The 25,739-nt window shown below is 72.0% G+C and carries 23 protein-coding genes; 15 read left to right on the plus strand and 8 right to left on the minus strand.

Going from position 1 to position 25,739, the window contains the following annotated elements; genetic code table 11:
• Nucleotides 1–12: 12 nt before the first annotated feature.
• The 5 genes from I4Q55_RS14400 to I4Q55_RS14420 form a co-directional block, all read right to left on the minus strand.
• On the minus strand, nucleotides 13–1,716 hold the full coding sequence (locus tag I4Q55_RS14400) for a hypothetical protein (protein ID WP_206788203.1): 1,704 nt from the start codon (nucleotides 1,714–1,716) through the stop codon (nucleotides 13–15).
• A 116-nt stretch (nucleotides 1,717–1,832) separates the two neighbouring features.
• Nucleotides 1,833–2,708 carry a 3-methyladenine DNA glycosylase gene (locus I4Q55_RS14405; RefSeq protein WP_206788204.1) on the minus strand — a complete coding sequence of 292 codons (876 nt, stop codon included), beginning with the start codon at nucleotides 2,706–2,708 and terminating at the stop codon, nucleotides 1,833–1,835.
• A complete protein-coding gene (locus I4Q55_RS14410; protein WP_206788205.1) occupies nucleotides 2,705–3,748 on the minus strand; it encodes a hemolysin family protein in 1,044 nt (347 codons plus the stop codon). Before I4Q55_RS14410 ends, I4Q55_RS14405 begins: the two co-directional genes overlap by 4 nt.
• The gene (locus tag I4Q55_RS14415; protein WP_206788207.1) at nucleotides 3,745–5,094 is read right to left on the minus strand and encodes a hemolysin family protein; all 1,350 of its coding nucleotides are present in this window, start codon (nucleotides 5,092–5,094) and stop codon (nucleotides 3,745–3,747) included. The genes I4Q55_RS14410 and I4Q55_RS14415 overlap by 4 nt, the downstream gene beginning before the upstream one ends.
• A 199-nt stretch (nucleotides 5,095–5,293) precedes the next feature.
• Complete coding sequence (locus tag I4Q55_RS14420; RefSeq protein ID WP_206788210.1) at nucleotides 5,294–5,875, minus strand: TetR/AcrR family transcriptional regulator; 582 nt, start codon at nucleotides 5,873–5,875, stop codon at nucleotides 5,294–5,296.
• A gap of 184 nt (nucleotides 5,876–6,059) precedes the next feature.
• On the opposite strand from I4Q55_RS14420, the gene I4Q55_RS14425 reads away from it, so the two are divergent.
• From I4Q55_RS14425 to pip, 5 genes are all read left to right on the plus strand, one after another.
• Nucleotides 6,060–6,455 (plus strand): hypothetical protein, encoded by a 396-nt coding sequence (locus I4Q55_RS14425; protein ID WP_206788212.1) that lies wholly within the window; start codon nucleotides 6,060–6,062, stop codon nucleotides 6,453–6,455.
• 41 nt (nucleotides 6,456–6,496) lie between these two features.
• Nucleotides 6,497–7,105, plus strand: coding sequence for a DUF3558 domain-containing protein (locus tag I4Q55_RS14430; protein WP_307793204.1), 609 nt, complete (start codon nucleotides 6,497–6,499; stop codon nucleotides 7,103–7,105).
• Nucleotides 7,106–7,108: 3 nt separating this feature from the next.
• Nucleotides 7,109–8,449, plus strand: coding sequence for a WXG100 family type VII secretion target (locus I4Q55_RS14435; RefSeq protein WP_206788215.1), 1,341 nt, complete (start codon nucleotides 7,109–7,111; stop codon nucleotides 8,447–8,449).
• 34 nt (nucleotides 8,450–8,483) lie between these two features.
• Nucleotides 8,484–9,212 carry an ESX secretion-associated protein EspG gene (locus tag I4Q55_RS14440; RefSeq protein WP_206788482.1) on the plus strand — a complete coding sequence of 243 codons (729 nt, stop codon included), beginning with the start codon at nucleotides 8,484–8,486 and terminating at the stop codon, nucleotides 9,210–9,212.
• A gap of 78 nt (nucleotides 9,213–9,290) precedes the next feature.
• Entirely contained in the window at nucleotides 9,291–10,238 is a 948-nt protein-coding gene (pip, locus tag I4Q55_RS14445; RefSeq protein WP_206788216.1) for a prolyl aminopeptidase, read from the plus strand.
• On the opposite strand, the gene I4Q55_RS14450 is transcribed toward pip, so the two are convergent.
• Nucleotides 10,228–11,421 carry a Glu/Leu/Phe/Val dehydrogenase gene (locus tag I4Q55_RS14450; RefSeq protein ID WP_206788217.1) on the minus strand — a complete coding sequence of 398 codons (1,194 nt, stop codon included), beginning with the start codon at nucleotides 11,419–11,421 and terminating at the stop codon, nucleotides 10,228–10,230. The genes pip and I4Q55_RS14450 overlap by 11 nt on opposite strands.
• A gap of 119 nt (nucleotides 11,422–11,540) precedes the next feature.
• Here I4Q55_RS14450 and I4Q55_RS14455 point away from each other — a divergent pair, with 119 nt between their 5' ends.
• The 8 genes from I4Q55_RS14455 (at nucleotide 11,541) to I4Q55_RS14490 (ending at nucleotide 20,039) form a co-directional block, all read left to right on the plus strand.
• Complete coding sequence (locus I4Q55_RS14455) at nucleotides 11,541–12,467, plus strand: LysR family transcriptional regulator (RefSeq protein WP_206788218.1); 927 nt, start codon at nucleotides 11,541–11,543, stop codon at nucleotides 12,465–12,467.
• A gap of 121 nt (nucleotides 12,468–12,588) precedes the next feature.
• Nucleotides 12,589–13,851 (plus strand): glutamate-cysteine ligase family protein, encoded by a 1,263-nt coding sequence (locus I4Q55_RS14460; protein WP_206788219.1) that lies wholly within the window; start codon nucleotides 12,589–12,591, stop codon nucleotides 13,849–13,851.
• Nucleotides 13,848–15,185, plus strand: coding sequence for an ergothioneine biosynthesis protein EgtB (gene egtB, locus I4Q55_RS14465; protein WP_206788220.1), 1,338 nt, complete (start codon nucleotides 13,848–13,850; stop codon nucleotides 15,183–15,185). The genes I4Q55_RS14460 and egtB overlap by 4 nt, the downstream gene beginning before the upstream one ends.
• Before the next feature lie 4 nt (nucleotides 15,186–15,189).
• A complete protein-coding gene (gene egtC / locus I4Q55_RS14470) occupies nucleotides 15,190–15,945 on the plus strand; it encodes an ergothioneine biosynthesis protein EgtC (protein WP_206788221.1) in 756 nt (251 codons plus the stop codon).
• Nucleotides 15,942–16,919, plus strand: coding sequence for an L-histidine N(alpha)-methyltransferase (gene egtD, locus I4Q55_RS14475; RefSeq protein WP_206788222.1), 978 nt, complete (start codon nucleotides 15,942–15,944; stop codon nucleotides 16,917–16,919). Before egtC ends, egtD begins: the two co-directional genes overlap by 4 nt.
• A gap of 46 nt (nucleotides 16,920–16,965) precedes the next feature.
• Nucleotides 16,966–17,388 (plus strand): nitroreductase/quinone reductase family protein, encoded by a 423-nt coding sequence (locus I4Q55_RS14480; RefSeq protein WP_206788484.1) that lies wholly within the window; start codon nucleotides 16,966–16,968, stop codon nucleotides 17,386–17,388.
• A gap of 142 nt (nucleotides 17,389–17,530) precedes the next feature.
• On the plus strand, nucleotides 17,531–19,123 hold the full coding sequence (locus I4Q55_RS14485; protein ID WP_206788486.1) for an alpha/beta hydrolase: 1,593 nt from the start codon (nucleotides 17,531–17,533) through the stop codon (nucleotides 19,121–19,123).
• A 211-nt stretch (nucleotides 19,124–19,334) separates the two neighbouring features.
• Nucleotides 19,335–20,039 carry an MgtC/SapB family protein gene (locus I4Q55_RS14490; RefSeq protein ID WP_206788224.1) on the plus strand — a complete coding sequence of 235 codons (705 nt, stop codon included), beginning with the start codon at nucleotides 19,335–19,337 and terminating at the stop codon, nucleotides 20,037–20,039.
• Between the two features lie 51 nt (nucleotides 20,040–20,090).
• Here I4Q55_RS14490 and acnA read toward each other — a convergent pair whose 3' ends face one another.
• Nucleotides 20,091–22,901 (minus strand): aconitate hydratase AcnA, encoded by a 2,811-nt coding sequence (gene acnA, locus I4Q55_RS14495; protein ID WP_206788226.1) that lies wholly within the window; start codon nucleotides 22,899–22,901, stop codon nucleotides 20,091–20,093.
• 344 nt (nucleotides 22,902–23,245) lie between these two features.
• On the opposite strand from acnA, the gene I4Q55_RS14500 reads away from it, so the two are divergent.
• Nucleotides 23,246–24,559, plus strand: coding sequence for an NlpC/P60 family protein (locus I4Q55_RS14500; protein WP_206788228.1), 1,314 nt, complete (start codon nucleotides 23,246–23,248; stop codon nucleotides 24,557–24,559).
• On the opposite strand, the gene I4Q55_RS14505 is transcribed toward I4Q55_RS14500, so the two are convergent.
• Nucleotides 24,556–24,951: a DUF1801 domain-containing protein gene (locus I4Q55_RS14505; RefSeq protein ID WP_206788229.1), complete on the minus strand. Its 396-nt coding sequence runs from the start codon at nucleotides 24,949–24,951 to the stop codon at nucleotides 24,556–24,558. The two genes, I4Q55_RS14500 and I4Q55_RS14505, sit on opposite strands and share 4 nt — an antisense overlap.
• 60 nt (nucleotides 24,952–25,011) lie before the next feature.
• Here I4Q55_RS14505 and I4Q55_RS14510 point away from each other — a divergent pair, with 60 nt between their 5' ends.
• Nucleotides 25,012–25,731, plus strand: coding sequence for a cyclopropane-fatty-acyl-phospholipid synthase family protein (locus tag I4Q55_RS14510; RefSeq protein ID WP_206788230.1), 720 nt, complete (start codon nucleotides 25,012–25,014; stop codon nucleotides 25,729–25,731).
• Nucleotides 25,732–25,739: the final 8 nt, after the last annotated feature.

The raw sequence follows: 25,739 nt of genomic DNA on the forward strand, positions 1-25,739 counted from the left end.
GCCGGGCGACGCTCAGGTCGACTTGATGCCAGCCGCGGCGAAGTCGGCTTGCTGGGCGGGCTGCTCCAGGTATTCGCGGAACGTCTGGGCGGCGCGCAGCGCGGTGTCGTCGATGCCCGGGCCGGCGAGCCCGATGAACGGGTAGTCCGCCGAGCGCGCGTTCGCCACCGACTGGGCGGGCGAGCCGATCATCTCGGGCTTCTTGGTGGTGAGCTCGCTGACCCAGTACGACGACTCGGGCAGCCACGCGGCCGGGAGCCCGCCGATGGAGTCCATCTTGGCCCGCCCGACCAGCGCGTCGAGCACCTGCGCCGACGGCTTGGGCTCGATCATGACGTGCACGCACTCACCGTGGACGACGGTGGCGGCCTGGTTCCACCGGTCGGCCGCGGCGGCGACCGGCTTCTGCGCGCTCGGGGTGACGAGGATCCGCATGTGCGCGGTCCCGCCGTCACAGCTGGCGGCCTGCGCCTCGGCGCGGCTGTTGAGCTCGTTGTCGGCCCAGTTCCAGCCGACGACGCCGAGCCCGATGAGGATGGCGAGCACGAGGCAGGCGATCGGCCAGGTGGCGATCCGCCGGCGCGGGGCTTTCTTGCCGACGATCCGGTGCGAGCCGGTGGCGTCGCTCTTGGTGACGACGCGGTGCGAGCCGGTGCCTTCGCTGCGCCCGGCCCGGCCGGGCCCGGTGCTGTCGTCCCGGCCGGCGCGCTGCGGACCGGTGGAGTCGCCGCGCTCGCCGCGGCTCGCGGCACGTTTGGCGGTGTCGTCGGCGGAGTCGTCCTCCGGCCGGGTGATGACTTCGGTCCGCTCGGCGGCGGATTCGGCCGGAACCTTGCCACCGCGGCGGCGCGAGCGGGGAGCGGGGGAGTCGCCAGGCGTGGCGACCGGGTGGGCACCGGTGGCTTCGCCGCGACGGGACGCGCGGGTGGGCCTGCCGGAGCCGGGGGCTTCGACGCGGTCCGGGGCCGGGCTGCCGCCGCCCTTGCGGCGCGAGCGGGTGGCGGTGGTGGTGTCGGTGATCGGGTGAGCACCGGTGGTTTCGCCGCGGCGGCCGGTGCGGGTCGTCGTGGTCGCGTTGTCGGTGACCGGGTACGGACCGGTGGCTTCGTCGCGGCGGGTCGTGGTGGTGGCGCTGTGCGTGACCGGATAGGCGCCGGAAGTTTCGCCGCGGCGGCCGGTGCGGGTCGCGGTGGTGGCGTCGTCCGCGACCGGGTAAGGCCCGGAGGCTTCGCCGAGCCGCGGGGAAAGAGTCGTGGTGATCTCGCTGCTCGCCACCGGGTGCGCGCCGGAGACGTCACCGCGGCGCGGGGCACGGGTCGCCGTGAACTCGCCGGTCGCCACGGGGTACGCGCCGGAAGTCTCACCTCGGCGCGGGGCGCGCGTCACGGTGGCTTCGCCCCGGCCCGCGACCGGGTACGCCCCCGAAGCCTCGCCACGGCGAGCGGCCGGGTACGCGCCCGAAACCTCACCCCGCCGCGTGGCCGGGCCGTCGGCGCCGGGCGCGGGCGGGAAGCCGGGCGCTTCCGCGCCTTCCGTGAAGAAAGCCGAACCGGATGACCCGCCCGGGACGCGGGCGATGCCGAAGGCGTCCGAGATGGAGCTGCGTCCCGGGGTGCGAAAACCGCCGGACACCTCGCTGCGGCCCTCGGCCGGGACGCGCGGTGTGCGGTCCTGAGGGTGCGGCACCGGCTCCTCGTCCCGGTAGTGTCGCCCCATCCGTCATCCTTTCGGGGTGAGCGCACGTCAAGCACGCGCTGCTATGCAACCAAACCGTTATCACCCTAACAGGTGAGTATCGGAGAGAGAATAATCTGACTCACAGTGGGCCGTGCTCAGGGTGCTGCGCTGACCAGGCGATGGCAATGCGCAATCAGGCGATGACGCAGCGGTGCCGCCCGGCGGGCGAACTCCGCTTGGGCCCGCGCGTATTCGGCCCGCCCGGCCGCCGTCTCGATCCGCACCGGCGGGTAGCCCAGCGCCGCCAGGTCGTACGGGCTCGCCCGCATGTCGAGCGTCCGGATCTCGACCGCCAGCTCGAAACAGTCCGCCACGAGCTCCGCGGGCACGAACGGGTCGAGCTTGTACGCCCATTTGAACAAATCCATGTTCGCGTGCAGGCACCCCGGCTGCTCGAGTGCGATCTGCGTCTCCCTCGACGGCGTCAGTTCGTTCAACGGCCGCGCGGGCGCCGTGAAGAAGCGGAACGCGTCGAAGTGCCCGCAGCGGATGTCCAGGGACTCCACCACCGCGTCCGTGCCCGCCGATCCCAGCCGCAGCGGCACCTGGTTGTGCCGGACCGAATCCGCCGGCTCGCGGTACACCATCGCCCACTCGTGCAGGCCGAAGCAGCTCAGCCGGGGCGCGCGCGACGCCGTCGCCGTCAGCAGGCCGAGGACGAACTCGGCCGTCCGCACCTTGCCCGCGCCGAAGCCCGCCGGGTCGAGCACCACGCCGTCGGGTGTGGCGACATACCCCTTGCGGTCCAGGAAGCGCCGCGCCGCGGGCCCGGCGAGCGCGACGCCGGGCCCGGGCTGCCACCGCTCGAGGTGCGACGGCCGGTACGAGTAGTACGTGAAGAGGAAGTCCAGCACCGGGTGCTTCTCGCCGCGGGACCGCCGCTCCTGGTGCGGGCCGGTCCACCGGCGCATCCGGGCGACGTGCGCCGACTCCCGGGCCAGCCAGTCCGCCTCGGCGAGTACCTCGGTCATGCGCCCACGTGGGTGCCGTCGCGCACCGTGCCCACGTACTCCTCGACCAGGTCTTCCAGCGCGACGACGCCGACCGCGTCGCCGTTCGCGTCCAGTGCCCGCGCGAGGTGGCTGCGCTCCTTGCGCATCGCCGACAGCGCCACGTCGAGCCGGGCGTCGGCGCGCAGTTCGGTCAGCGCCCGCGTCTTCGCGGCGGGGACCGTCGTCCGCGGGTCCTGGCCTGCCAGGTCGAGGATGTCCTTGACGTGGATGTACCCGGTCAGGCGCCCGTCGTCGGTGCACACCGGGAACCGCGAGAACCCGGTGGACGACACGGCCCGCTCGACCTCGCCGACGGTCGGCCCGCAGGGCAGCGTGGTCAGCTCGGCGGTGGGCACCAGCACGTCGGCGACCGTCTTCTGCACCGACGAGAGCGTCTGGGCGAGCCGCTGGTGCTCGGACTGGTCGAGCAGGCCCTCGCGCCGCGACTCGCTGAGCAGCTCGGCCAGCTCGTCGGACGTGTAGGCCGTCTCCAGCTCGTCCTTCGGCTCGACGCGGAACGCGCGCAGCAGCGAGTTGGCCACGAAGTTCAGCAGCCAGATGAACGGGTTCGCCAGCTTCACCCACGCGACGTGCACCGGGACCAGCCACAGCGCGAGCCGCTCGGGCTCGGCGATGGCGAGGTTCTTCGGCACCATCTCGCCGATCAGCACGTGCGCCACGGTGATGAACGCCAGCGCGATCGCGAACGAAACGGGGTGCAGCAGCGCCTCCGGCAGGCCCAGCGCGTCGAAGCCCGCCGCGAGGCGGTGCGCGATGGCGGGCTCGCCGACCCGGCCGAGCAGCAGCGAGCAGATGGTGATGCCCAGCTGCGCGCCGGCGAGCATCAGCGACACGTGCCTGCTCGCGTTGATGACGATCCGCGCGCGCGTCTTGCCCTGTTCCAGCAGTGCTTCGAGCCTGTCGCGCCGCGAGGAGATCAACGTGAACTCCGCGCCGACGAAGAAGGCGTTGGCCAGCAGCAGGACCACGACGAGGGCGATGTTCAGCCAGTCGGTCACGAGACCACCTCCGGTGCGGTGGCCAGTTCCGGGGCCGCGCGGACCGGGGCGACCTCGACCTCGGCGATCCGGCGCTTGTCCATCGTGGTCACGGTGAGCAGCCAGCCGTCGACCTCGGTGGCGTCGCCCTCGGCGGGGATCTTGCCCAGCCGCTCGAGGATCAGGCCGGCAATGGTTTCGTAGTCGCCGTCCGGCATCCGGAAGCCGGTGACGCCGGTGACCTCGTCGGCGCGCAGCTGCCCGGACACCAGCCAGCTGTCCGCGCCGACCTGCTGGGACGCCGGCGCTTCGCGCTCGTCGTGCTCGTCGCGGACGTCGCCGATGATCTCCTCGACGACGTCCTCCAGGGTCACCAGCCCGGCCGTGCCGCCGTACTCGTCGACGACGATGGCGAGCTGGAACCGGGAGTCGCGCAGGCGCAGCAGCAGGTCGTCACCGGGCAGGGACTCCGGCACGGTCGGCACCGGCCGCATGACCGAGCCGATCGGCACGGCGGCCCGGTCGGCGGCGGGGACCGCGAAGGCCTGCTTGACGTGCACGGCGCCGCGGACGTCGTCGAGGTCCTCGGCGTGCACCGGGAACCGCGAGAATCCGGTGCGGCGGGAGATTTCGATGAGGTCTTCCACGGTGTCGTCGACGGCCAGGGACTCCAGCTGCACGCGCGGGGTCATCAGCTCTTCCGCGGTGCGTTCGCCGAACCGCAGCGAGCGGTCGAGCAGTTCGGCCGTGGACGTGTCGAGCGTGCCGCTTTCGGCGCTGGACCGCACGATCGAGCCCAGTTCCTGCGGCGAGCGCGCCGACCGCAGCTCTTCCTGCGGCTCGACGCCGAACTTGCGCACCAGGAAGTTCGCGCTGTTGTTCATCAGCGTGATGAGCCAGCGGAACAGCGCGGAGAACCGCGAGTGGTAGCCGGCGACGGCGCGCGCGGTCGGCAGCGGCCGGGCGATCGCCAGGTTCTTCGGCACCATCTCGCCGAGGATCATCGACAGCGAGGTGGCCAGGATCAGCGCGATCACGATCGACGCGCCGCCGGCGAACCCGGCCGGCAGCCCGAGGCCGGTGAGCAGCGGCCGGACGAGCTCGCCGATGAGCGGCTCGGCCAGGTAGCCGGTGATCAGGGTGGTCAGCGTGATCGCGACCTGGGCGCCGGAGAGCTGGAAGGACAGCGTCCGGTGCGCCTTCTGGACGGTCAGCGCGCGGCGGTCGCCGACCTGGCGGACGTTGGCCTCGACGGCGCTGCGCTCGAGCGCGGTCAGCGAGAACTCGGCCGCGACGGCGAGCCCGGTGCCGATCGTCAGCAGCACGAAGAGGAGGACGCCCGCGACGGCGAGCAGGATCTGGATCATTCCGCACCCGCCTCGGCGGCGGGGGATGAACCTATCGGACAGCCGGGTCGGTCACCCGGCCCGGTACTGTCACCGGGTGACTGCGCTGCGCGCACGAAACGGTCACTCCTAGCGGGAAATCGGCGTGTACTGCGGTTATGCGGACAATCTTAACGTGTCCCCGGCGCGGTCCGCTGGCGCGCCGGGTGTGTCGCCGCGCTCATCCGCGGCTCGGGCGGTGCCGTCGCACCGTTTCTTCGACGAGGTCGAGCACCGGCCCCAGCCCCGCGGCGGGCAGGCCCATGGCCAGGTGCGAGACGAGTCCTTCGAGGACGAGCTCGAGGAAGGCGGTGAGGACGTCGACGTCGACGTCGTCCCGCAGGTTCCCGGCCTCCCGCTGCCGCAGCAGCCGCAGCCGGGTGGCGGTGGTGAGCTGCTGCGACCGTTCGGCCCACCGGGCCCGGAACTCGGGGTCGGTGCGCAGCCGCCGGGACACTTCCAGGCGCGTCCCGAGCCAGTCGGCGGGGTGGTCGCCCCCGGCGAGCAGGTCGCGCATGACCTGGACGAGGCCCTGTTCGGCAACGACGTCGGCCATCCGGAGGGCATCGTCCTCGGCGAGGGCGAGGAAGAGCGATTCCTTGTCCCGGAAGTGGTGGAAGATGGCCCCGCGCGAGAGACCGGTGGCTTCCTCCAGGCGCCGGACTGTGGCACCTTCGTAGCCGTAGCGCGCGAAGCAGACGCGCGAGCCGTCGAGGATCTGGCGCCGGCGTGCGTCGAGGTGATCCTGGCTTACGCGTGGCATCCTGAAATCCTGGCACCGCCGACCGGGATCTCGCAATCCGTACGTACGTACTGTGACCCGGAGTGCAGGGAACCGGCCCGGCCGCCCGACCGTCTGAACGTTGCGGCGATTCGCTGACACGGAGTGAGACAGTTGGCTAAGGTTTGCCCCATCACGGTGGGTGAACTGAGGGGAAGGTGCGGTCGTGATCATCGGTGAGGCCGGAGCGGCGGCGAGAGCACTCTGGGGCGACGTCTTCGACACGCCGGGCCGCGTCTACGGCGGCGGGGGCAAAGGGGGCCAGTTCAAGATGGACCCCGAGGAGCTTTCCGCGGTGATCGGCCAGTGGGAGGACCTGCTGGACAAGATCGTCGACGACGGCGAGAAGATCCAGGACATCGTTGCTCTGAGCGGGGAAGCGCCCGGTAAGGACCCGGCGAGCGGGGGGTATGCGACGACCAGTTCGGACTCCTCGCTGGCTCTCCTGAAGCAGAACGAGTCGATGCGCAAGTACGTGCAGGAGTACATCAAGAAGCTCAAGGAAGCCCAGTCGAAGACCGTGGTGACCGACCAGGACCTGTCTGACACCTTCAAGGCATAGGCGAACCGATCTTGTTCCGAAGCAAACTGGGTGTTCTTGCCGTGCTGGTGGCCCTCTCGGCGGGTGCGGTGACCGCCTGCACCACGACCAAGGACGGCACCGCGTCGCCTTCGTCGACTGGCTCGACGTCGGCCGGCTCTTCTTCGGGGGATCCCGAAGTCCCGAAGGTCTCCGTTCCGCTCGACGCGAGCAAGTACGCCGCCGATCCTTGTGGGCTGGTTCCCGCGGACGTGCTCACCCCTCTGCGCCTCCCCGTGCCGGGCGAGAACCGGTCCACGGGCAACGATGCGCAGACCAAGGCCGGGCCGTCCTGCTCGTGGAAGATCCAGGGCGAAGGGATCGGCGTGTTGCTGACCCTCGGCACCGCCAACCGCGACCGCGGTGCGGGTGGACTGGCCGGCCTGTATGCCGGCTACAAACAGCGGACGTTCATCAGGTTCCTCGAGCCCGCTCCGGCCGTCGACGGCTATCCGGCGATCTACTACGGCCTCGCGGACATGCGGTCGGTGGGTACCTGTGGCCTCGGCGTGGGCATTGCCGACGATCTCGCAGTCGACGTGTATGCGCAGGGCTACAAGAACGAGGACGACTCCTGCGGGACGGCCGCCCGGATCGCTGCGGCGATGATCAAGACACTCAAGGGGGCATGACGAGTGGACGGCAAGCAGATCTACGACAACTTCAGACAAGGCGACACGACCGCTCTGCAGCAGATGGCGCAGACCGTGCAGGAGCTCTCCGACGCCTACATGGAGCGGGGTGCGAGCATCAAGGCGCTCCAGGCGCGCATGGTGAACTCGTGGAGCGGGGACGCCTCCGAGGCCGCGAACGCGGGCGCCGGGCCGATGGAACGGGCCTTCTTCGACAGCTCCGCGCCGCTGGACGCGACCAGGGCTTCGGTCAACACCCAGGCTGCCGTCTTCGAGGATTCGAGCAACACCGTCGTCGAGGTTCCCCCGAAGCCGGACAAGCCCAATCCCTGGACCACCGGCCTGAAAGCCGCCATTCCGATCGCCGGGCCCTTCATGGCCAAGGACGACATCGACAACTACCAGGAAGGCATGGCGCGGTACAACGCGGCGAACGAGACCAACGTCCGCGTCATGGACCAGTACAGCACCGCCACCGACAGCACCAGGGCCGCGCTGCCCACCGACTACGGCGTCCTCGAACCCGACGGTGCCGCCATCTCGGTGAACACCCCCGATGGGCCCGGACCGATCATCGTCGACGAGCACAAGTGGTACCCGGAGCACGGTGGCGGTGACCCGGGCGGCAACGACCGCACCTCCACCACGAGCGTCGACACCGGCGGCACCGACCGTCCCGGCAGCACCGACCGCCCCGGTGGCACGGACCGGCCGGGCGACACGGACCGTCCCGGTGGCACCGATCGCCCGGGCGGCACCGACCGGCCCGGCGGGACCGATCGTCCCGGTGGCACGGACCGGCCCGGCGACGAGACCCGCACCACCGGCAGCGGCAAGCCGACCCCGCCGGCGCGGCCGGGGCAGCAGGTCACCGAGCGGCCGGGTGGGACGCCGCCGGACACCGGGGGCATCGACTTCTACCCGACCGGGACCGGTGGGGGGCAGAACTACTCCAACACCTTGGCCAACGATCCCAGCACGAGCGGGCGCGGGCCGGCCAGTGGCAATGCCGGCAGCCGGTTGCTCGACTCGAACGGCCGCCCCCTCAGCGGGACCGGTGCCGGGGCCGGCGCGGGAACCGGCACCCCTGGCGAACGCGCCCTCGGTGGTGGCCGCGGCTCCGGCATGGGCGGCTTCGGCAACGCCGCCGCCGCGGAAGCCGCTGCCGCGCGGGCCGCCGGTGGGCAGCGGGCCGGGGCGATGGGGCCCATGGGCCCCGGCGGCCGGCGGGCCGAGGGCGAGGACGACGATGAGCACCAGCGGCCGGACTACCTGATCGAAGCGGATCCGGACGCGATCTTCGGCACCGACCAGCGGACCAGTCCGCCGGTCATCGGCGAATAGGGCGAAACAGGTGGTGGACGTGGCAACAGGCCGGGTGGACGTTCCGGTCGAGGCGCTGGCCGCGCTGGCCGAACGCGAACAGGTCGGCCAGCTCCACCTCACCCTGCGGCCGGAGCCGCTGTGGCTTTCGGACGCCGAACGCGACGAGGCCGGCAAGCGGGTCGACGCCGCGCTCGCCGAGGCCGGGCTGGTCGACGCGCGCGGCCGGGCCACCGTCGACTTCCTCGACTGGCTTCCGCTGCTGGTCAGCCCCGCGCGGGAGTGCTACGGCTGGGTCGGCGCCGGCGGGCAGACCTACGGTGTGCTCGCCGCGGCGAAAGGCCTGCAGGCGGTCCTGGCCGTCTCGGACGGGACGCACGTCGGCGTGCAGGAGATCGACCGGAGCCGGCTGGCCGAATCGCTGGTCGAGCAGCTGCCGCCGGTCGGGGCCGGTGGTGGCCGGCTGCGGACCGTGCGGGTCGCGGACCTGACCGAGGCGGCCCGGCGCGGGCAGGCTGCCTACCCGCTGGACCCGGCCGTCGCCGACGTCGTCAGCCTGGTGCAGCGGCCGGTCTCGGGCAGCGGGGAACTCTACGTCGGCCGGCGTGACGACGTCGGCCGCCACACCTGCCTGCAGCAGCCGCTGCACTACGCCGACACCGACTGGGGCCGGTACCTCAGCTACACGACCGGCTCCGGCGACGACGCCGTCATCCACATCGGCCCGGCCGGTCCGCAGGAGCTGGCCGACACGCTCGCCGAGCTGGCCGGCACGCTGAACTGAACGAAAAGGCCGTGCGCAGGGGAGCGCTCGGCGCTAATGTGACAGCGCTGTTGTATTTCCCGGTGGAAGGACGCGCTGATGCTGTACCCCGCGATCGAACCCTACGAGCACGGCATGCTCGACGTCGGCGACGGGCACGAGATCTACTGGGAAACCTGCGGGAACCCCGCCGGCAAGCCCGCGCTGGTCGTGCACGGCGGCCCCGGCTCCGGCTGCTCGGCGAACCTGCGCCGGTACTTCGACCCGCGGCGGTACCGGGTCGTGCTCGTCGACCAGCGCGGCTGTGGGCGCAGTACCCCGCACGCCGGCGCTCCCGTCGCCGACCTCTCCGCCAACACCACCGACCACCTGGTCGCGGACTTCGAACTGCTCCGGACGCGCCTCGGCATCGAAAAGTGGCTGCTGTTCGGCGGTTCCTGGGGCTCGGTGCTCAGCCTGACCTACGCGCTGCGCCACACCGAGCGCGTCAGCGAAATCGTCCTGATGGGCCTGGCGACCGACCGCTTCATCGAGATCGAAATGCTCATCCGCGGCCTCGGCGCCTACTTCCCGGACGCCTTCGCCAAGTTCCGTGAAGGCGTGCCGGAAAGCGAGCGCGACGGCGACCTTTCGGCCGCCTACCACCGGCTGCTGATGGACCCGGACCCCGCCGTCCACCACCAGGCCGCGAAGGACTGGTGCGCCTGGGAAGACGCGATGCTCCCGGGCGTCCCGCCGCACGACGTCTTCGAGGACCTCGCCTACCGGCTCTGCTTCGCCCGGCTGGTCACGCACTACTTCAGCAACCGCGCGTTCCTCCCGGACGGCGAGATCCTGCGCAACCTCGGCAAGCTCGCGGGCATCCCGGCGGTGCTGGCGCAGGGCGTGCTCGACACGAGCAACCTCGTCGGCACGCCCTGGCTGCTGCACCACGGCTGGCCGGGCAGCGAGCTGGTGCTGCTCGAGAACATCGGGCACTCCACCCAGGACGCCCCGATGCAGGACGTCCTGATCGGCGCGACCGACCGGTTCGCGCTCAGGGGATGAGCAGCCCCGGCTCGCCTTCCGGGGCGAGCGCGGCTTCCGCGCGCCGGGCCCGGTTGGCCTCGGCCAGCCGCAGCCCGGTGACGCGCAGCGGGAGCCGGTCCATGTTCCACTCGGCCAGCAGCAGCGCGATCTTCGCCTGCATCTCCGTGCGCAGCCGCAGGAACCCCTCGGCCGGGTCCGCGCCGACCTCGCCGAGGAGCAGCCACCACGCCCACGCCGCCGCGCCCGCGTTGGCGACGAAATCGGGCACCACCGCGACTCCGCGGGCCGACAGCGCCGCCTCCGCTTCCGGTGTCGTCGCCGCGTTGGCCGCTTCGACGACCACCTTGGCCTTGACCGCGCTCTCGTTGTCCGCCCGCAGCGCGTAGGAGATCGCCGCCGGCACGAAGATGTCCGCGTCGATCCCGACGATCGTTTCGCGCGGCAGCGCGCGGACCCCGGCGGGCAGCCGGGTCCGGTCCACCTCGCCGAAGCGGTCGCGCAGGTCGAGCAGCGCCGGGACGTCGAGGCCGGCCGGGTCGTACAGCGTGCCCGCGGCGTCGGCCACCGCGACCACCCGCGCGCCGGCTTCGTGCAGGTACCAGGCCGCGCCGCCGCCCATGGTGCCGATGCCCTGGATCGCCACCGTCGTCTCGCGCACGTCCCAGTCCCACGCCGCCGCGACGCCCAGGCACGCCTGTGCCACGCCGTAGCCGCCGACGACGTCGCCGAGCAGCAGCCCGCCGGGGACCGGCGCGGTGAGGCCCGCCTGCACCCGGCGCAGGGTGCGCGCCGGGTCGGCCGACCGGCGGATCGCGGCGTGGTACGACTGCTCCAGGCCCAGCTCGGCGAACACCGAGTCGATCAGGTGCTGCGGCACGCCGAAGTCCTCGGCGGTCACCCAGTGCGCGTCCAGCCACGGCCGCAGGAACGCGCAGAAGCGCTTCAGCACGTCGAACGCGCGCGGGTCCTTCGGGTCGAAGTCGATCCCGCCCTTGGCCCCGCCGACCGGCAGGTTGAACGTCGCGGTCTTGTTGGCCATGCCCCGGGCGAGGTCCTCGACCTCGGTCATCGTGCAGCCGGCCCGCATCCGGGTGCCGCCGGTGGCGACACCGGAGACCAGGCTGTGCACGACCAGGTAGCCGTGCGCGCCGGTGACGGGATCGGTCCACGTGAGCCGCATCAGCGGCTGGGCGGGGGTCATCGGGCCACTCACCTCCAGGGAAGTCCGGGGCGGCCTCGTGACCGCCATCACGAGCGTGCGCCCCCGGTGGCCCGCCCGTCCATTTAACGCTGCTGCACGATCTCGTTTAAGTTTTGTGTATGGAGCTTTCGCTGCACCGCTTGCGGATGCTGCGCGAGCTGCACCGCCGGGGCACCGTGACGGCGGCGGCCGCGGCGCTGCACTACACCGCTTCGGCGGTGTCACAGCAGCTCGCGCAGCTCGAGCGGGACGTCGGCGCGAAGCTGTTCGAACGGCTCGGCCGGCGCGTCCAGCTGACCGAGCTCGGCACCCTGCTCACCGAGCACGCCGAAGAGATCCTCGGCTCCGTCGAACGCGCGACGCTCGCCCTGGAGGAGGCCCAGGAGTCCCGCACGGTCCGGCTGACCGCCGGGGTGTGGGCGTCGGTGGCGTCCGGCCTGCTGCCGACGGCGTTGACCGCGCTCGCCGGGGAGCACCCCGGCATCGAGGTGCGCACCCGCGAGCTGGCCCCCGAGGACACCGCCGAAGCGGTCCGGGACGGCAGCCTCGACCTGTCGTTCGTGATCGACTACTCCGACGCGCCGACGCCGTGGGACGCCGGGCTCGAGCGGGCCGTCGTCGCCGTGGAGCGGCTGCACGCGGCGGTGCCGCGGGGTGCGGTGCCCTCGGGGTCCGCGTCGCTGGACGACCTCGCCGAACACCCGTGGATCCTGGCCGGCGCCAAGTCGCACTTCGGCCGCGCGATGCGCACGGCCTGCCAGCGCCACGGCTTCACGCCGAAGATCAACCACGAAGTCGAGGAGCAGTCGACGGCGATGGCGATGGTGGGCGCCGGCCTCGGCATCACCCTCGTGTCCGACCTCGGCCTGCGCCTGCTGCGGCCGCCGGGGATCGACGTCGTCACCCTCACCACGCCGCTGCTGCGCACGGTGTCGATCGCCTACCGGCGCACCGCGTTCCGGCGGCCCGCGCTGCACCTCGTGATCGACGCCGTGCGGGCCTCCGCGGCCGAGCTCGGACTCGGCACCGAGCCCGCTTTGCCCTGATCAGGGACTTCTTACGGAGTGGTGAACGCCTCCCGGAGCGCAAGATCCGCCCTGAATTTGTCGTACCCCGCGTGTAGCGTCCGAAGTCGAGAAGTTCTATCCCAAACGGACAGGAACGGACATGCAGACGGTGCACGATTTCCCCGAGAAGTCGGGTAGTGCGTCGAACCGCACCGCGCGGGTCCTGGCGGACCGCGCGGCCGGCGAGGCGTACGTCGCATCGGTGTGTTTCAAGCACGGCCCACCTCGCCTGACCGGCGTGGAACTGGAATTCACCGTGCACCATGCCGAAGACCCGGCCACACCCCTCGATCCCGACGTCCTCGCCACGGCACTGGGTCCGCACGCCCCGCGGACACTCCGCCCCGGCAGCCCCGCCTCGCCACTCCCGGCCGGCTCGCCCGTGAGCCTCGAACCCGGGTGCCAGGTCGAGATTTCCGCACTGCCCCAGGCCTCCCTGCGTGAGCTCGACGCAGTCGTCACGGCCGACCTCCACCACCTGCGCGACCGCCTCGCCGCCCACGGCCTCGTCCTGGGCGAAACGGGCATCGACGCCCACCGCGCGCCCCGCCGGCTCCTGCACACCCCGCGCTACGCGGCGATGGAGCGCCGGTTCGCGCCGATCGGTCCCGGCGGCCTCACGATGATGTGCAGCACCGCAGGCCTGCAGATCTGCGTCGACGCGGGCGAGCCCGAGCACCACGCCGCCCGGTGGGCGGCCGCGCACGCGATGGGCCCGCCCCTGCTCGCCCTCTTCGCCAACTCCCGCGTCCACGCCGGACGCGACACCGGGCACGCCTCCGCGCGCTGGCTCGCGGTGCACGAAACGGAAGCGGTGCGCACGCGCACGGCCGCCGTGGCGGGCGACGACCCGGCCGGAGCGTGGGCCGGGCGCCTGATGGACGTCCCGCTGCTGGTGCTGCCCCGCGGCGACCGGCCGTGGGACGCGCCCGACGGGCTGACGTTCGCCGACTGGATCGACGGCCGGGGCGCGGCCGCCCTGCTGCCCCGGCCGACGGTGGCGGACCTCGACTACCACCTGACGACGATGTTCACCCCGGTCCGGCCGCAGGGGTACCTGGAGATCCGGTACCTCGACGCCCAGCCGCCGGAGGAGTGGCTGGCCCCGGTGGCGCTGGTGTCCGCGCTGCTGGCCCGGCCGGTCACCGTCGACAAGGTGCGCGAGATCGGCGCCCCGGTCGCGGACCGGTGGGCCACGGCGGCGCGCCGCGGCCTGGCCGACCCGGAGCTGGCGGCCGCCGCGGCGGCACTGGCCGAGCTCGGCTGCGCCGAACTGGGCGCGACCGGGCTGGCGGCGGAGCAGATCGCCGAGATCAGCGAGAGCGTGCTGGGGCGCGCGGACCGATCGAGGAGCAAAGCATGAGCACGGAAGCACTGGGCGACCTGAGCGCGCAGGACCTGCGCGCGCGGGCGGCCGAAGCACTGACCCGGGCGCGGGCGCGCAGTGTCGCGCTGACCGACGCGGTCGACGACGAGGACCTCGTCCGCCAGCATTCGAAGCTGATGTCGCCGCTGGTCTGGGACCTGGCGCACATCGGCGTCCAGGAAGAGCTGTGGCTGGTCCGCGACGTCGGCGGCCGGGAGCCGCTGCGGCCGGACATCGATGACATCTACGACGCCTTCCAGCACGCCCGCGCCGACCGGCCGGAGCTGCCGCTGCTCGGCCCGGCCGAGGCACGCGCGTACGTCAAGCAGGTCCGCGAGAAGGCCTTCGACGTGCTGGAACACGCGCCGATGGAAGGCAGGCGGCTGACCGAGCAGGCGTTCGCGTTCGGCATGATCACCCAGCACGAGCAGCAGCACGACGAGACCATGCTGGCCACCCACCAGCTCCGCAAGGGCGACCCGGTGCTGCACGCGCCCGAGCCGCCGCCCGCGCGGTCGGGCACGCTGCCGCGCGAAGTGCTGGTCCCCGGCGGTGCCTTCACCATGGGCACGTCCGCCGAGCCGTGGGCCCTGGACAACGAGCGCCCGGCGCACGAGATCGCCGTCGAGGCGTTCTGGATGGACACCGTCCCGGTGACGTGTGGCGCGTACGTCGCATTCCTCGACGGCGGCGGCTACGACGACCGGCAGTGGTGGAGCCCGGCCGGCTGGGCCTACCGGCAGGACAACGGCATCACCGCGCCGCGGTTCTGGAAGCGGGAGCAGGACGGCTGGTGGCGCACCCGTTTCGGCGTGTACGAGCGGATTCCGGCCGACGAGCCGGTCGTGCACGTTTCCTACTACGAAGCCGAGGCGTACGCGGCCTGGGCCGGGCGGCGGCTGCCGACCGAGGCGGAGTGGGAGAAGGCGGCGCGGTTCGACCCGGCCACCGGCCGCTCGCGCCGCTTTCCCTGGGGCGACGGGGAACCGGCCGCCGAGCACGCCAACCTCGGCCAGCGGCACCTGCGGCCGGCCCCCGTGGGGGCGTACCCGGCCGGTGCGTCGCCGACCGGCGTGCACCAGCTGATCGGCGACGTCTGGGAGTGGACGAGCACCGACTTCCACGGCTACCCGGGCTTCGCGGCCTTCCCGTACCGGGAGTACTCGGAGGTGTTCTTCGGCCCCGAGTACAAGGTGCTGCGCGGCGGGTCGTTCGGCACCGACTCGGCCGCGATCCGGGGCACGTTCCGCAACTGGGACTACCCGATCCGGCGGCAGATCTTCGCCGGCTTCCGCACCGCCCGCGACGCCGCGCCCGGCGAGGTGGGGTAGGCGCATGTGCCGCCACATCGGCTACCTCGGCGAGCCGGTCCCGCCCGCCGAGGTGCTCTTCCACGCCCCGCACTCCCTGCTGGTGCAGTCCTACGCGCCGGCGGACATGCGCGGCGGCGGCTCGGTGAACGCCGACGGGTTCGGGCTGGGCTGGTACCCCGGCCCGGGCTCGCCACCGCTGCGCCACCGGCGTTCGACTCCACTGTGGACGGACGAGACGCTGCCGCCGCTGGCGGCGGCGGTCACCGCGGGCGCGTTCGTCGCCGCGGTCCGCAACGGCACCACCGGCCTGCCGGTGACCGAGGCGGCCGCGGCGCCGTTCACCGCCGGGCGCTGGCTGTTCAGCCACAACGGCGTCGTCCGCGGTTATCCGGACTCGCTGGCCGAACTGGCCAAGACCCTGCCGGTCACCGACCTGCTGACCCTGGAGGCGCCGACGGACTCGGTGGTGCTCTGGGCGCTGCTGCGGGCCCGGCTGGCCACGGGGGAGGACCCGCTGACGGCGGTGGCGGCGCTGACCACCGCCGTCGAGGCGGCCGCCCCCGGCTCCCGGCTCAACTTCCTGCTCACCGACGGCGAAACGCTGATCGGAACCACCTGGACGCACGCGCTCTCCGTGCTGGAGACCCCGGCCGGTGTGCTGCTGGCGTCCGAACCCCTCGACGGCGACCCGCGCTGGCGGCCCGTCCCCGACCACCACGCCGTGCGCGCCACCGCGGCCGGCGTCGACCTGCTTCCCCTCACCCAGGAGCCGTCATGACCGAAGTCGATCTCGACCACCACCGCTCCGGCGACGCCGTCACCGCGGAACTGCGCGCGGACGTCGTCGCCGGGCTCACCGCGCCGCAGAAGTGGCTGCCGCCCAAGTGGTTCTACGACGCCGACGGCAGCGAGCTGTTCGAGAAGATCACCCAGCTGCCGGAGTACTACCCGACCCGCAGCGAGCGCGAGGTGCTGGCCGCGCACGCCGGCGACGTCGCGAAGCTGACCGACGCGCACACGCTCGTCGAGCTCGGCTCGGGCTCGAGCGAGAAGACCCGGCTGCTGCTCGACGCGCTCACCGGGCACGGCACCCTGGAGGCGTTCGTCCCCCTGGACGTGTCCGAATCCGCGCTGGCCGAGGCCGCCGAAGCGATCTCGAAGGACTACCCGGGCCTCGCCGTCCGGGGTGTCGTCGGCGACTTCACCCAGCACCTCGACCTGCTGCCGGACGGGCAGCCGCGGGTGGTCGCCTTCCTCGGCGGCACGATCGGCAACTTCCTGCCCGCCGAACGCGCGACCTTCCTGCGCTCGGTCCGGGAGGTCCTCGACGAGGGGGAGTGGCTGCTGCTCGGCACCGACCTGGTCAAGGACGCAGGCATCCTCGAACGCGCCTACGACGACGCCGCCGGCGTGACGGCCGAGTTCGACAAGAACGTGCTGCGGGTGATCAACGCCCGCCTCGGCGCGAACTTCGACGTCGACGAGTTCGAGCACGTCTCGCACTGGGACGCCGAAAACGAGTGGATCGAGATGCGCCTGCGGGCCCGCCGCGGGCTGACCGTCGAGATCCCCGGCGCGGACCTCACGGTGACCTTCGCCGCGGGGGAACACGTCCGGACGGAGATCTCGGCCAAGTTCCGCCCGAGCGGCGTCGAGGCCGAGCTGGCCGCGGCCGGGTTCGCCCTCGAACACTGGTGGACCGACTCCCAGCAGCGGTTCGGGGTGAGCCTGGCAAAATCCGTGCGTGGCTAATCCTCTCCGGGCACTGGCCCGGGCCGTCGGCACCAGGCCGTGGCTGATGCGCACGGCCCGGTTCGTCGTGTGGGCGGACAAGAAACTGCACAAGGCGTTCGGCGGCCGGGTGAGCCTCGTGGCGCTCGCCGGGCTGCCGTCGCTGCGCCTCACCACGACCGGCCGCAAGAGCGGGCTGCCTCGCGGCACCAACCTGCTCTACTACCCGCGCGGCCGCGACTTCGTGCTGACGGCGTCCAACTGGGGCCGCCCGCACGACCCGGCGTGGGCGCTCAACCTGCGGGCCCACCCGAAGTGCGCGGTGGCGCTGGCCGGGAAGCCGGTCGACGTCGTCGCGCGGGAGCTGCACGGCGAGGAGTACGAGCGGATGTGGGGCGAGCTGCTCGCCTTCTGGCCGGGGTACGCGATGGAGCAGCGCGAGGCCGCCCGGCCGTTGCCGGTTTTCGTCCTCACGCGGGTAGCCCGATAGGCGCTGACCATCCGTTCGGCCGGTGCCGTGATTCACCGCTTTGTGCCAGTCTCACCCGGGTAACGCGCCGTGACGTCGTGACATCACGGCGGAGTGCGTGACCTAGGGAGGAGACGTCTTGCCGAGATCCACACAGGGCCGGGTGCGGTCGTTCGCACTGGTGGGGGCGCTCGTGGCCGGCGTGGGCCTGGCCGGGACGGCCGGGACCGCGGCCGCGGCCGAAGACTCGGCGGTCAAGCCCGCCGTCGTCGGCGCGACCGCCGCGCCGAACTGGGGTACCTGCCCGGCCGCCACGCTCGCCGGCGTACCCGCGGACCAGGTGCAGCTCTACAGCTGCGCCCGCTACCGCGTGCCCATCGACCACGACAACGCCGCGCTGGGCACCATCGACATCGCGATGCTCAAGCGTGCCGCGCGCACGCCCGACAAGCGCGTCGGCTCGCTGTTCCTCAACCCCGGCGGCCCCGGCGGCTCGGGCCTGCGGATGCCGATCAGCGGCCCGGCCATCTTCCAGCCGCAGGTGCTCGACCGCTTCGACCTGATCGGGTTCGACCCGCGCGGCGTCGGGCAGAGCAACCCGCTCCGGTGCTTCACCACCCAGGAGGACGCCGACGAGGTCTTCGGCGCCCAGATCTCGGTGCCGCTGAGCCGCGCCGAGATCTCCGGGACACTGGCCAGCTACCGCGACTACGGCCGGTTCTGCAAGAACAACGCGGGCTCGCTGCTCAACCACATGTCCACCAAGGACGTCGTGCGCGACCTCGACAAGCTGCGCGCGGCGGTCGGCGACCAGAAGCTGACCTTCGTCGGCTTCTCCTACGGGACGCTGATCGGCTCGACCTACACGTCGATGTTCCCGAAGCAGTCGCGCGCGATCGTGATCGACGGCAACGTCGACCCGGCGCTGCGCACCAGCGACGGCGTCCAGTACGACCGGGAACGCGCGCAGGGCTTCGAACTGGCGCTCGACGCGTTCCTGAAGCGGTGCGACCAGGTGGGCGCGAAGTGCGCGTTCAGCGACGGCAACCCGCGGGCGAAGTTCGACGAGCTGCGGGAGTACCTCCGCAAGCAGCCGATCACCCTCCCGGGCGCCGACCCGCTCGACATCAACGGGTTCACCGGCGGCGTGGGGAACATCCTGTACTCGCCGGCGGCGTTCACCGGCCTGGCCGAGGACCTGCAGGCGCTGTACAACGCCATCCACCCGGCGGCGCAGGCGCAGAGCCTGCAGGCGAAGCCGCTGAAGGCGCTCACGCCCGGCAAGCAGGGGCTGGCCGACCTGAACCCCGACAGCCCGTACACGGGCAACGATTCGTACTTCGCCGTCAACTGCTCCGACAAGCTCTTCAAGATCAGGCAGGAGCAGGTGCCGGACATCGCCGCGAAGTGGGAGCGCGAGTCGCGGACGTTCGGCCGGTACCAGGCGTTCGCCGACACGGCGGGCTGCCCGGTGTGGCCGGTGAAGAAGCCGGACGCCTACCGCGGTCCGTGGCGGGCCAAGACCGACGTCCCGGTGGTCGTGGTCGGCAATTACTACGACCCGGCGACGCAGTACAAGTTCTCGCAGCGGATGGCGGCCCAGCTCGGCAACGCCCGGCTGCTGTCGGTCGACGCGTTCGGCCACTGCATCCTGGGTGACTCCCTGGGCGTCGACAAGGCCGTGGCCGACTACCTGATCGACCTCAAGGTGCCGGCGAACGGGCAGGTGTTCCAGCCGAACGTCCAGCCGTTCTGAGTGTGAGCCCGGTCCCGCGGCCCTTCCCCGGGCCGCGGGACCGGCTACCCTGGCGTGGTTGATCTTCGACGAACACGGGAAGCGAGGTGAGCGGCACATGCCAGCGGACAGTCATCGGACGGCCGGGCGCGCGCTCACCGGAGGTTTCCGGGCGGGCTGAGTCCGGCCGCCCCCTGTCCGGCAGTGCGCGCACGCCGGAAAAGAGCCGGAAATGACCATCTTCGAAATGCTGCTGCGCGTCGGCGCCGGTGTCGGCCTGGGTGCCGTCATCGGGATCGAGCGCCAGTTCCGCGCCCGGATGGCCGGGCTGCGCACCAACGCCCTCGTCGCGGTCGGCGCGACGCTGTTCGTGCTGTTGTCCGCCCACGGTTTCGGCGGGCTGGCGTCGAGCGGCGACGCCGACCCGACCCGGGTGGCGGCGCAGATCGTCTCGGGCATCGGGTTCCTCGGCGCCGGGGTCATCATGCGCGACGGCCTCAACGTCCGCGGCCTCAACACGGCGGCGACGCTGTGGTGTTCGGCCGCGGTCGGCGCCCTGGCCGGCGCGGGCCTGTACCCGGTTGCGGCGGCCGGGACCGCCGTCGTGGTCGGGGTGAACGTGGTGCTCCGCCCGCTCGGCCGCGCGGTCGACCGGCGCCCGGAAGCGGGCGACGAGACGCCGGCGAGGTACGAGTTCCAGGCGGTGACGCGCGACGCGACGGAAGCGCACGTACGGGCGTTGCTGGTGCAGTCGTTGACCCGCACGGACTTCCGGCTGCTGTCGGTGCTCAGCACGGACCGCGCGGACCGCACGGTCGAGGTGCGCGCCGAGCTGATCGGCGACCAGCGCGACGACGCCCAGATGGAAGCGGCGGTGTCACGGCTGTCGCTGGAGCCGTCGGTGTCGAGCGTGCGCTGGGACGCCGTGCCCGCATGAGCGCGGAGGCCTCCCCGCTCGCCGAGCGGGGAGGCCTCCGGGGACCGCTGCTTACGCCTGCGTCATCTTCCGCAGCACGTACTGCAGGATGCCGCCGTTGCGGTAGTAGTCCGCCTCACCCGGGGTGTCGATGCGGACGTCCGCGTCGAACTCGACCTTCGTGCCGTCCGCCTTGGTGGCCGTGACGTGCACCGTGCGCGGGGTCGTCCCCTCGTTCAGCGCCGTGATGCCGGAGATGTCGAACGTCTCCGTGCCGTCCAAGCCGAGCGACGAAGCCGACTCGCCCGCCGGGAACTGCAGCGGGATGACGCCCATGCCGATCAGGTTGGACCGGTGGATGCGCTCGAACGACTCGGTGATCACCGCGCGGACGCCCAGGAGCGACGTGCCTTTGGCCGCCCAGTCGCGGGACGAGCCCGAGCCGTACTCCTTGCCGCCCAGCACGACCAGCGGGGTGCCCTGCTTCGCGTAGTTCTGCGCCGCGTCGTAGATGAACGCCTGCGGCGCGCCCTCCTGCGTGAAGTCGCGGGTGTAGCCGCCCTGGACGTCGTCGAGGAGCTGGTTGCGCAGCCGGATGTTCGCGAACGTGCCGCGGATCATCACCTCGTGGTTGCCGCGCCGCGAGCCGTAGGAGTTGAAGTCCTTCTTCTCCACGCCGTGCTCGGTCAGGTACTGCGCGGCCGGGGTGCCCGGCTTGATCGCGCCGGCGGGGGAGATGTGGTCGGTGGTGACCGAGTCGCCCAGCTTGGCCAGCACGCGCGCGCCGGTGATGTCGGTGACCGGGGCCGGCTCCGGCGTCATGCCCTCGAAGTACGGGGGCTTCCGCACGTAGGTGGACTCGGCGTCCCACTCGAAGGTCTTGCCCTCCGGGGTGGGCAGCGACTTCCAGCGCTCGCCGCCGTCGAAGACGTCCGCGTAGTCCTTGGTGAACATCTCCTGCGTGATCGCGTGGTCGATGGTCTCCTGGATCTCCTTGGCCGTCGGCCAGATGTCCTTCAGGAAGACGTCTTTGCCGTCCGTGTCCTGGCCCAGCGGCTGGTTCGCGAAGTCGAAGTCCATCGTGCCGGCCAGCGCGTAGGCGATGACCAGCGGCGGCGACGCGAGGTAGTTCATCTTCACGTCGGGGTTGATCCGGCCTTCGAAGTTCCGGTTGCCCGAGAGCACCGAGACCGCGGTGAGGTCGTTCTCCTGGATCGCCGCGGAGATCTCCTCCGACAGCGGGCCGGAGTTGCCGATGCAGGTGGTGCAGCCGTAGCCGACCAGGTGGTAGCCCAGCTTCTCCAGGTACGGCCACAGGTTGGCCTTGGTGTAGTAGTCGGTGACGACCTGCGAGCCCGGCGCCATCGACGTCTTCACCCACGGCTTGACCGCGAGGCCCTTTTCGACGGCGTTGCGCGCGAGCAGCGCGGCGCCGAGCATGACCGACGGGTTGGAGGTGTTGGTGCACGAGGTGATCGAGGCGATCACCACGGCGCCGTGGTCGAGGATGAACTCGCCGCGGTCGGCGCTGGACACCTTGACCGGCTTCGACGGGCGGCCGCTGCCGCCGTTGGCCGCGGACTGGATGTCGACCGCGTCCTCGTCCTTGAACGACAGGGCGGCCGGGTCGGACGCCGGGAACGACTCCTCGACGGCCTCGTCGACGTGCGTGTGCGGGGTGACCTGCTCGCCGTCGACGTAGTCGTGGATCGACTTGCGGAACGACGACTTCGCGTCGGACAGCTCGATGCGGTCCTGCGGGCGCTTCGGGCCGGCGATCGACGGGACGACCGTCGAGAGGTCCAGCTCGAGGTACTCGGAGTAGGCCGCCTCGCGGGACGGGTCGTGCCAGAGGCCCTGCTCCTTGGCGTAGGCCTCGACCAGCGCGACCTGCTCGGCCGAGCGGCCGGTCAGCTTGAGGTAGCGGACGGTCTCGTCGTCGATCGGGAAGATCGCCGCGGTGGAGCCGAACTCCGGGCTCATGTTGCCGATGGTGGCGCGGTTGGCCAGCGGCACCTCGGCGACGCTCTCGCCGTAGAACTCGACGAACTTGCCGACGACGCCGTGCTTGCGCAGCATCTCGGTGATGGTGAGCACGACGTCGGTGGCGGTGACGCCGGCCGGGATCTCGCCGGTCAGCTTGAAGCCGACGACGCGCGGGATGAGCATCGACACCGGCTGGCCCAGCATGGCCGCCTCGGCCTCGATGCCGCCGACGCCCCAGCCCAGCACGCCCAGGCCGTTGACCATGGTGGTGTGCGAGTCGGTGCCGACGCAGGAGTCGGGGTAGGCCTGCCCGTTGCGGGACATGACCGTGCGGGCGAGGTGCTCGATGTTGACCTGGTGCACGATGCCGGTGCCCGGCGGGACGACCTTGAACTCGTCGAAGGCGCCCTGACCCCAGCGCAGGAACTGGTAGCGCTCGCGGTTGCGCTCGTACTCGATCTCGACGTTGCGCTCGAAGGCGTCGGCGCGGCCGAAGACGTCGATGATCACCGAGTGGTCGATGACCAGCTCGGCCGGCGCCAGCGGGTTGACCTTGTCGGGGTCGCCGCCGAGGTCGGTGACCGCCTCGCGCATGGTGGCGAGGTCGACGACGCACGGGACGCCGGTGAAGTCCTGCATGATCACGCGGGCGGGCGTGAACTGGATTTCGATCGACGGGTCGGCGTTCGGGTCCCACGAGCCCAGCGCGCGGATGTGGTCGGCGGTGATGTTCGCGCCGTCTTCGGTGCGCAGCAGGTTCTCGAGCAGGATCTTCAGGCTGTACGGCAGGCGCTCGGCGCCCTCGACCTTGTTCAGGCGGAACACCTCGTACGAGGCGTCGCCGACCTTCAGCGTGTCTTTGGCGCCGAAGCTGTCCTTGCTGGCGGGTGAGGTCACGTCTAACTCCAGTGGCGGGGACGCCGCGCCGTCGCGGCAGGGGAGTCCCGGGTCAGTTCGGTCGGTTCGGTGGGGCGAGTCTTGCGCACCCCCACCGTAGGACCGGATGCGGGATGGCACACCTCGCGGTCCTTCAAACAGTACGCGTGTCCTGTTTAACGGACAAGACGACACGCGGTGTGGGCTGCGCCATCTGATCCGAGGGTCCCTCAATGAGGGGAATTGGTGCCTACGGTGTGTAAGTTTCCGCTGATGCTTGTGATAGTGGTGTGACTGCAGTGACACGGGGTGTGCGCTGGTGAGCGGAGGTGGCGGTCTTGTCAGGACGGTGCCGGGGTCCGAGGATGCCGCGCGTCCGCCGGGGACTCAGCGTGAGCACGCTCACGCTGGTGATCTTGCTCGGCGCGGGGGGCACGAGCCTCGCGGTGCCTCCGCCGCCGCCCAATCCCAGTGACTCCGAGATCCAGGCGGGCAAGGCCGACGCCAACGCGAAGGCCGGTGAGGTCGGCCGGCTGACCAATCAGCTGGCGCAGGCCGAGCAGAAGCTGGCGCAGCTGCAGGACGACGTCGAGCTCAAGCAGGAAGAGGCCAACAAGGCCCTGGTCGACCTGCAGACCGCGCGGGACGCGGCCACGCAGGCGGAGAACGACGCGAAGGCGGCCCGCACCGAGGCGGACGCGGCGTCGGCGGCGATCGAGCAGGCCCGGGCGGATCTCAAGACGTTCGCCGCGGCGAGCTTCCAGCAGGGCAGCACCGTCGGCTCGCTCTCGGCGTACCTGAGCGCGGACAGCCCGAAGGACATGCTGGCCCGCGCCCAGCTGCTCGACGCCGTCGGCGGCGACCGGCTCAACGCCCTCGACCGGCTCGAGCAGGCGCAGACCGAGAAGTCGAACAAGGACGCCGCGGCCCGCAAGGCCGCCGAGATCGCCCAGCAGAAGCAGGACACCGCCCGCCGGGCGAAGGACAGCGCCGACGCGGCGCAGACCGCCGCCGAACAGGCCCAGGACGGCCAGGCGAGCCGGAACGCCCAGCTCGAGCAGGACAAGTCCGCCGTCGAACAGCAGCTCTACGCCGCACAGGCCAAGGTCAGCGGGCTGCAGGGCCAGCGGCAGCGCTACCAGGACTGGCTCGCCCAGAAGCAGCGCGAGGACGAGGAACGCGCCCGGCAGGCCGCGCTCGCGGCGTCCGGGGGCGGCGGGCGTCCGTCGGGCGGCCCGGCGCCGTCGGGCCCGGCCGGCTCGTCGATCGAGGCGGTCATCGCGCGGGCGCTGTCCAAGATCGGGATGCCCTACGCGTGGGGCGGCGGCAACGCGAGCGGCCCGACGCGCGGCATCCGCGACGGCGGCGTCGCCGACCGCTACGGCGACTACAACAAGATCGGCTTCGACTGCTCCGGCCTGATGATCTACGCCTTCGCCGGGGTCCGGTCCCTGCCGCACTACAGCGGCTACCAGTATTCGTCGGGCCGCCGGGTCCCGCTGTCGCAGATGCGCCGCGGCGACATGCTGTTCTGGGGCGGCCCGCGCGGCATCCACCACGTCGCCCTCTACCTCGGCGGCGGCCAGATGGTCGAAGCGCCGCAGTCCGGCCTGCGGGTCCGCATCACCTCGGTCCGCTACGGCGGGATCATGCCGTACGCGACCCGCTTGATCGGCTAGCCGCGGGCCTTGAGCTTGCGCCAGCCACCCGCCCGGTTGTTGGCGATGATCTGCCGGAACATCGCCAGCAGCGCGGGGGCGTTGATCCGCTCACCCTCCCGGAAGGCCACCGTCCGCGCGGTCTTGTTGCCGTGCCCGGCGGTGATGATGCCCTCCGGGTCGGGGACTATGCCGCCGTCGTAGACGAACACGTTGACGTGGTCCTTCGCCGCCAGCAGGGCACAGATGTTGCCCTGCAGCACGAAGTAGGGCTGCCGGGTGCGCTTGATCGTCTCGACGACCTCGGGGTCGGCGGCGTGCACCAGTTCGCGGACCTCCCGGCAGATTGCCTGCTGCCATCCGGGCAGGGCATCGATGTAGGCGTCCACGCGCGGCTCGACGACGTAGGTCATGGAGCGAGTATGCGCGAAATCGGCTCGACGTGGCGGCCACCCGGGCCACAAGATCGCCCGGTGGATGCCGAACTGAACGCGCTGCGGCGCGACCGGATGCGCTGGAACGCGCCGCTGTCGGAAGCCCATGCGGAGCTGCTGCTCGACCGCATGGCCCTCGAGCCGGGGGAGCTGACCGACCTCGGCTGCGGCTGGGGCGAGCTGCTCCTGCGTGCCGTCGCCCGGGTGCCGGACCTGCGCGGCACCGGCGTGGACACCGACGCGGACGCGCTGGCCCGCGGCCGGTCGGCCGCCCGGCGGCGCGGCCTGGACGCGCGCGCCGGGTTCACCGAAGCCGACGCGGCGAGCTGGGACGTGCCGGCCGGCCGGGTGTTCTGCATCGGTGCTTCGCACGCCTTCGGGACGACCCGGGAGGCACTCGACCGGCTCGGCCGCGTCGTCCGGCCGGGCGGCAGGCTGCTCTACGGCGACGGGTTCTGGGCCGTGCCGCCCGGGCCGGTCGCGGCGGAGATGTTCGGCGACGGCGTCCTGGCCCTGCCGGACCTGCTCGACGCGGCGGCCGAGACGGGCTGGCGGGTGCTCCACCTCAGCGTCGCCGACCAGCTGGAATGGGACGACTTCGAGTCGACGTCGCGGCTGCGCTGGCAGGAGTGGCTGCTCGCGAACCCGGCCGACCCGCGGGCCGCCGGAGTACGGGACTGGCTCGACACCCGCCAGCGCCAGTACGTGCGCGAATACCGGGGCGTGCTGGGCTTCACCTACCTCGTGCTGGGCCGCTAGGGTGCCTC

The organism is Amycolatopsis sp. MtRt-6, assembly GCF_017308975.1.
Classification (GTDB): Bacteria; Actinomycetota; Actinomycetes; order Mycobacteriales; family Pseudonocardiaceae; genus Amycolatopsis.

Coding starts and splice junctions, on each gene's coding strand:
- egtC (WP_206788221.1), top strand. CDS start 15,190: ATGTGCCGCCACATCGGCTACCTCGGCGAGCCGGTCCCGCCCGCCGAG.
- I4Q55_RS14505 (WP_206788229.1), bottom strand. CDS start 24,951: ATGACCTACGTCGTCGAGCCGCGCGTGGACGCCTACATCGATGCCCTG.
- I4Q55_RS14450 (WP_206788217.1), bottom strand. CDS start 11,421: ATGACCCCCGCCCAGCCGCTGATGCGGCTCACGTGGACCGATCCCGTC.
- I4Q55_RS14460 (WP_206788219.1), top strand. CDS start 12,589: ATGCAGACGGTGCACGATTTCCCCGAGAAGTCGGGTAGTGCGTCGAAC.
- I4Q55_RS14480 (WP_206788484.1), top strand. CDS start 16,966: ATGCGCACGGCCCGGTTCGTCGTGTGGGCGGACAAGAAACTGCACAAG.
- I4Q55_RS14400 (WP_206788203.1), bottom strand. CDS start 1,716: ATGGGGCGACACTACCGGGACGAGGAGCCGGTGCCGCACCCTCAGGAC.
- I4Q55_RS14490 (WP_206788224.1), top strand. CDS start 19,335: ATGACCATCTTCGAAATGCTGCTGCGCGTCGGCGCCGGTGTCGGCCTG.
- egtD (WP_206788222.1), top strand. CDS start 15,942: ATGACCGAAGTCGATCTCGACCACCACCGCTCCGGCGACGCCGTCACC.
- I4Q55_RS14500 (WP_206788228.1), top strand. CDS start 23,246: ATGCCGCGCGTCCGCCGGGGACTCAGCGTGAGCACGCTCACGCTGGTG.
- pip (WP_206788216.1), top strand. CDS start 9,291: ATGCTGTACCCCGCGATCGAACCCTACGAGCACGGCATGCTCGACGTC.
- egtB (WP_206788220.1), top strand. CDS start 13,848: ATGAGCACGGAAGCACTGGGCGACCTGAGCGCGCAGGACCTGCGCGCG.
- I4Q55_RS14405 (WP_206788204.1), bottom strand. CDS start 2,708: ATGACCGAGGTACTCGCCGAGGCGGACTGGCTGGCCCGGGAGTCGGCG.
- I4Q55_RS14415 (WP_206788207.1), bottom strand. CDS start 5,094: ATGATCCAGATCCTGCTCGCCGTCGCGGGCGTCCTCCTCTTCGTGCTG.
- I4Q55_RS14420 (WP_206788210.1), bottom strand. CDS start 5,875: ATGCCACGCGTAAGCCAGGATCACCTCGACGCACGCCGGCGCCAGATC.
- I4Q55_RS14455 (WP_206788218.1), top strand. CDS start 11,541: ATGGAGCTTTCGCTGCACCGCTTGCGGATGCTGCGCGAGCTGCACCGC.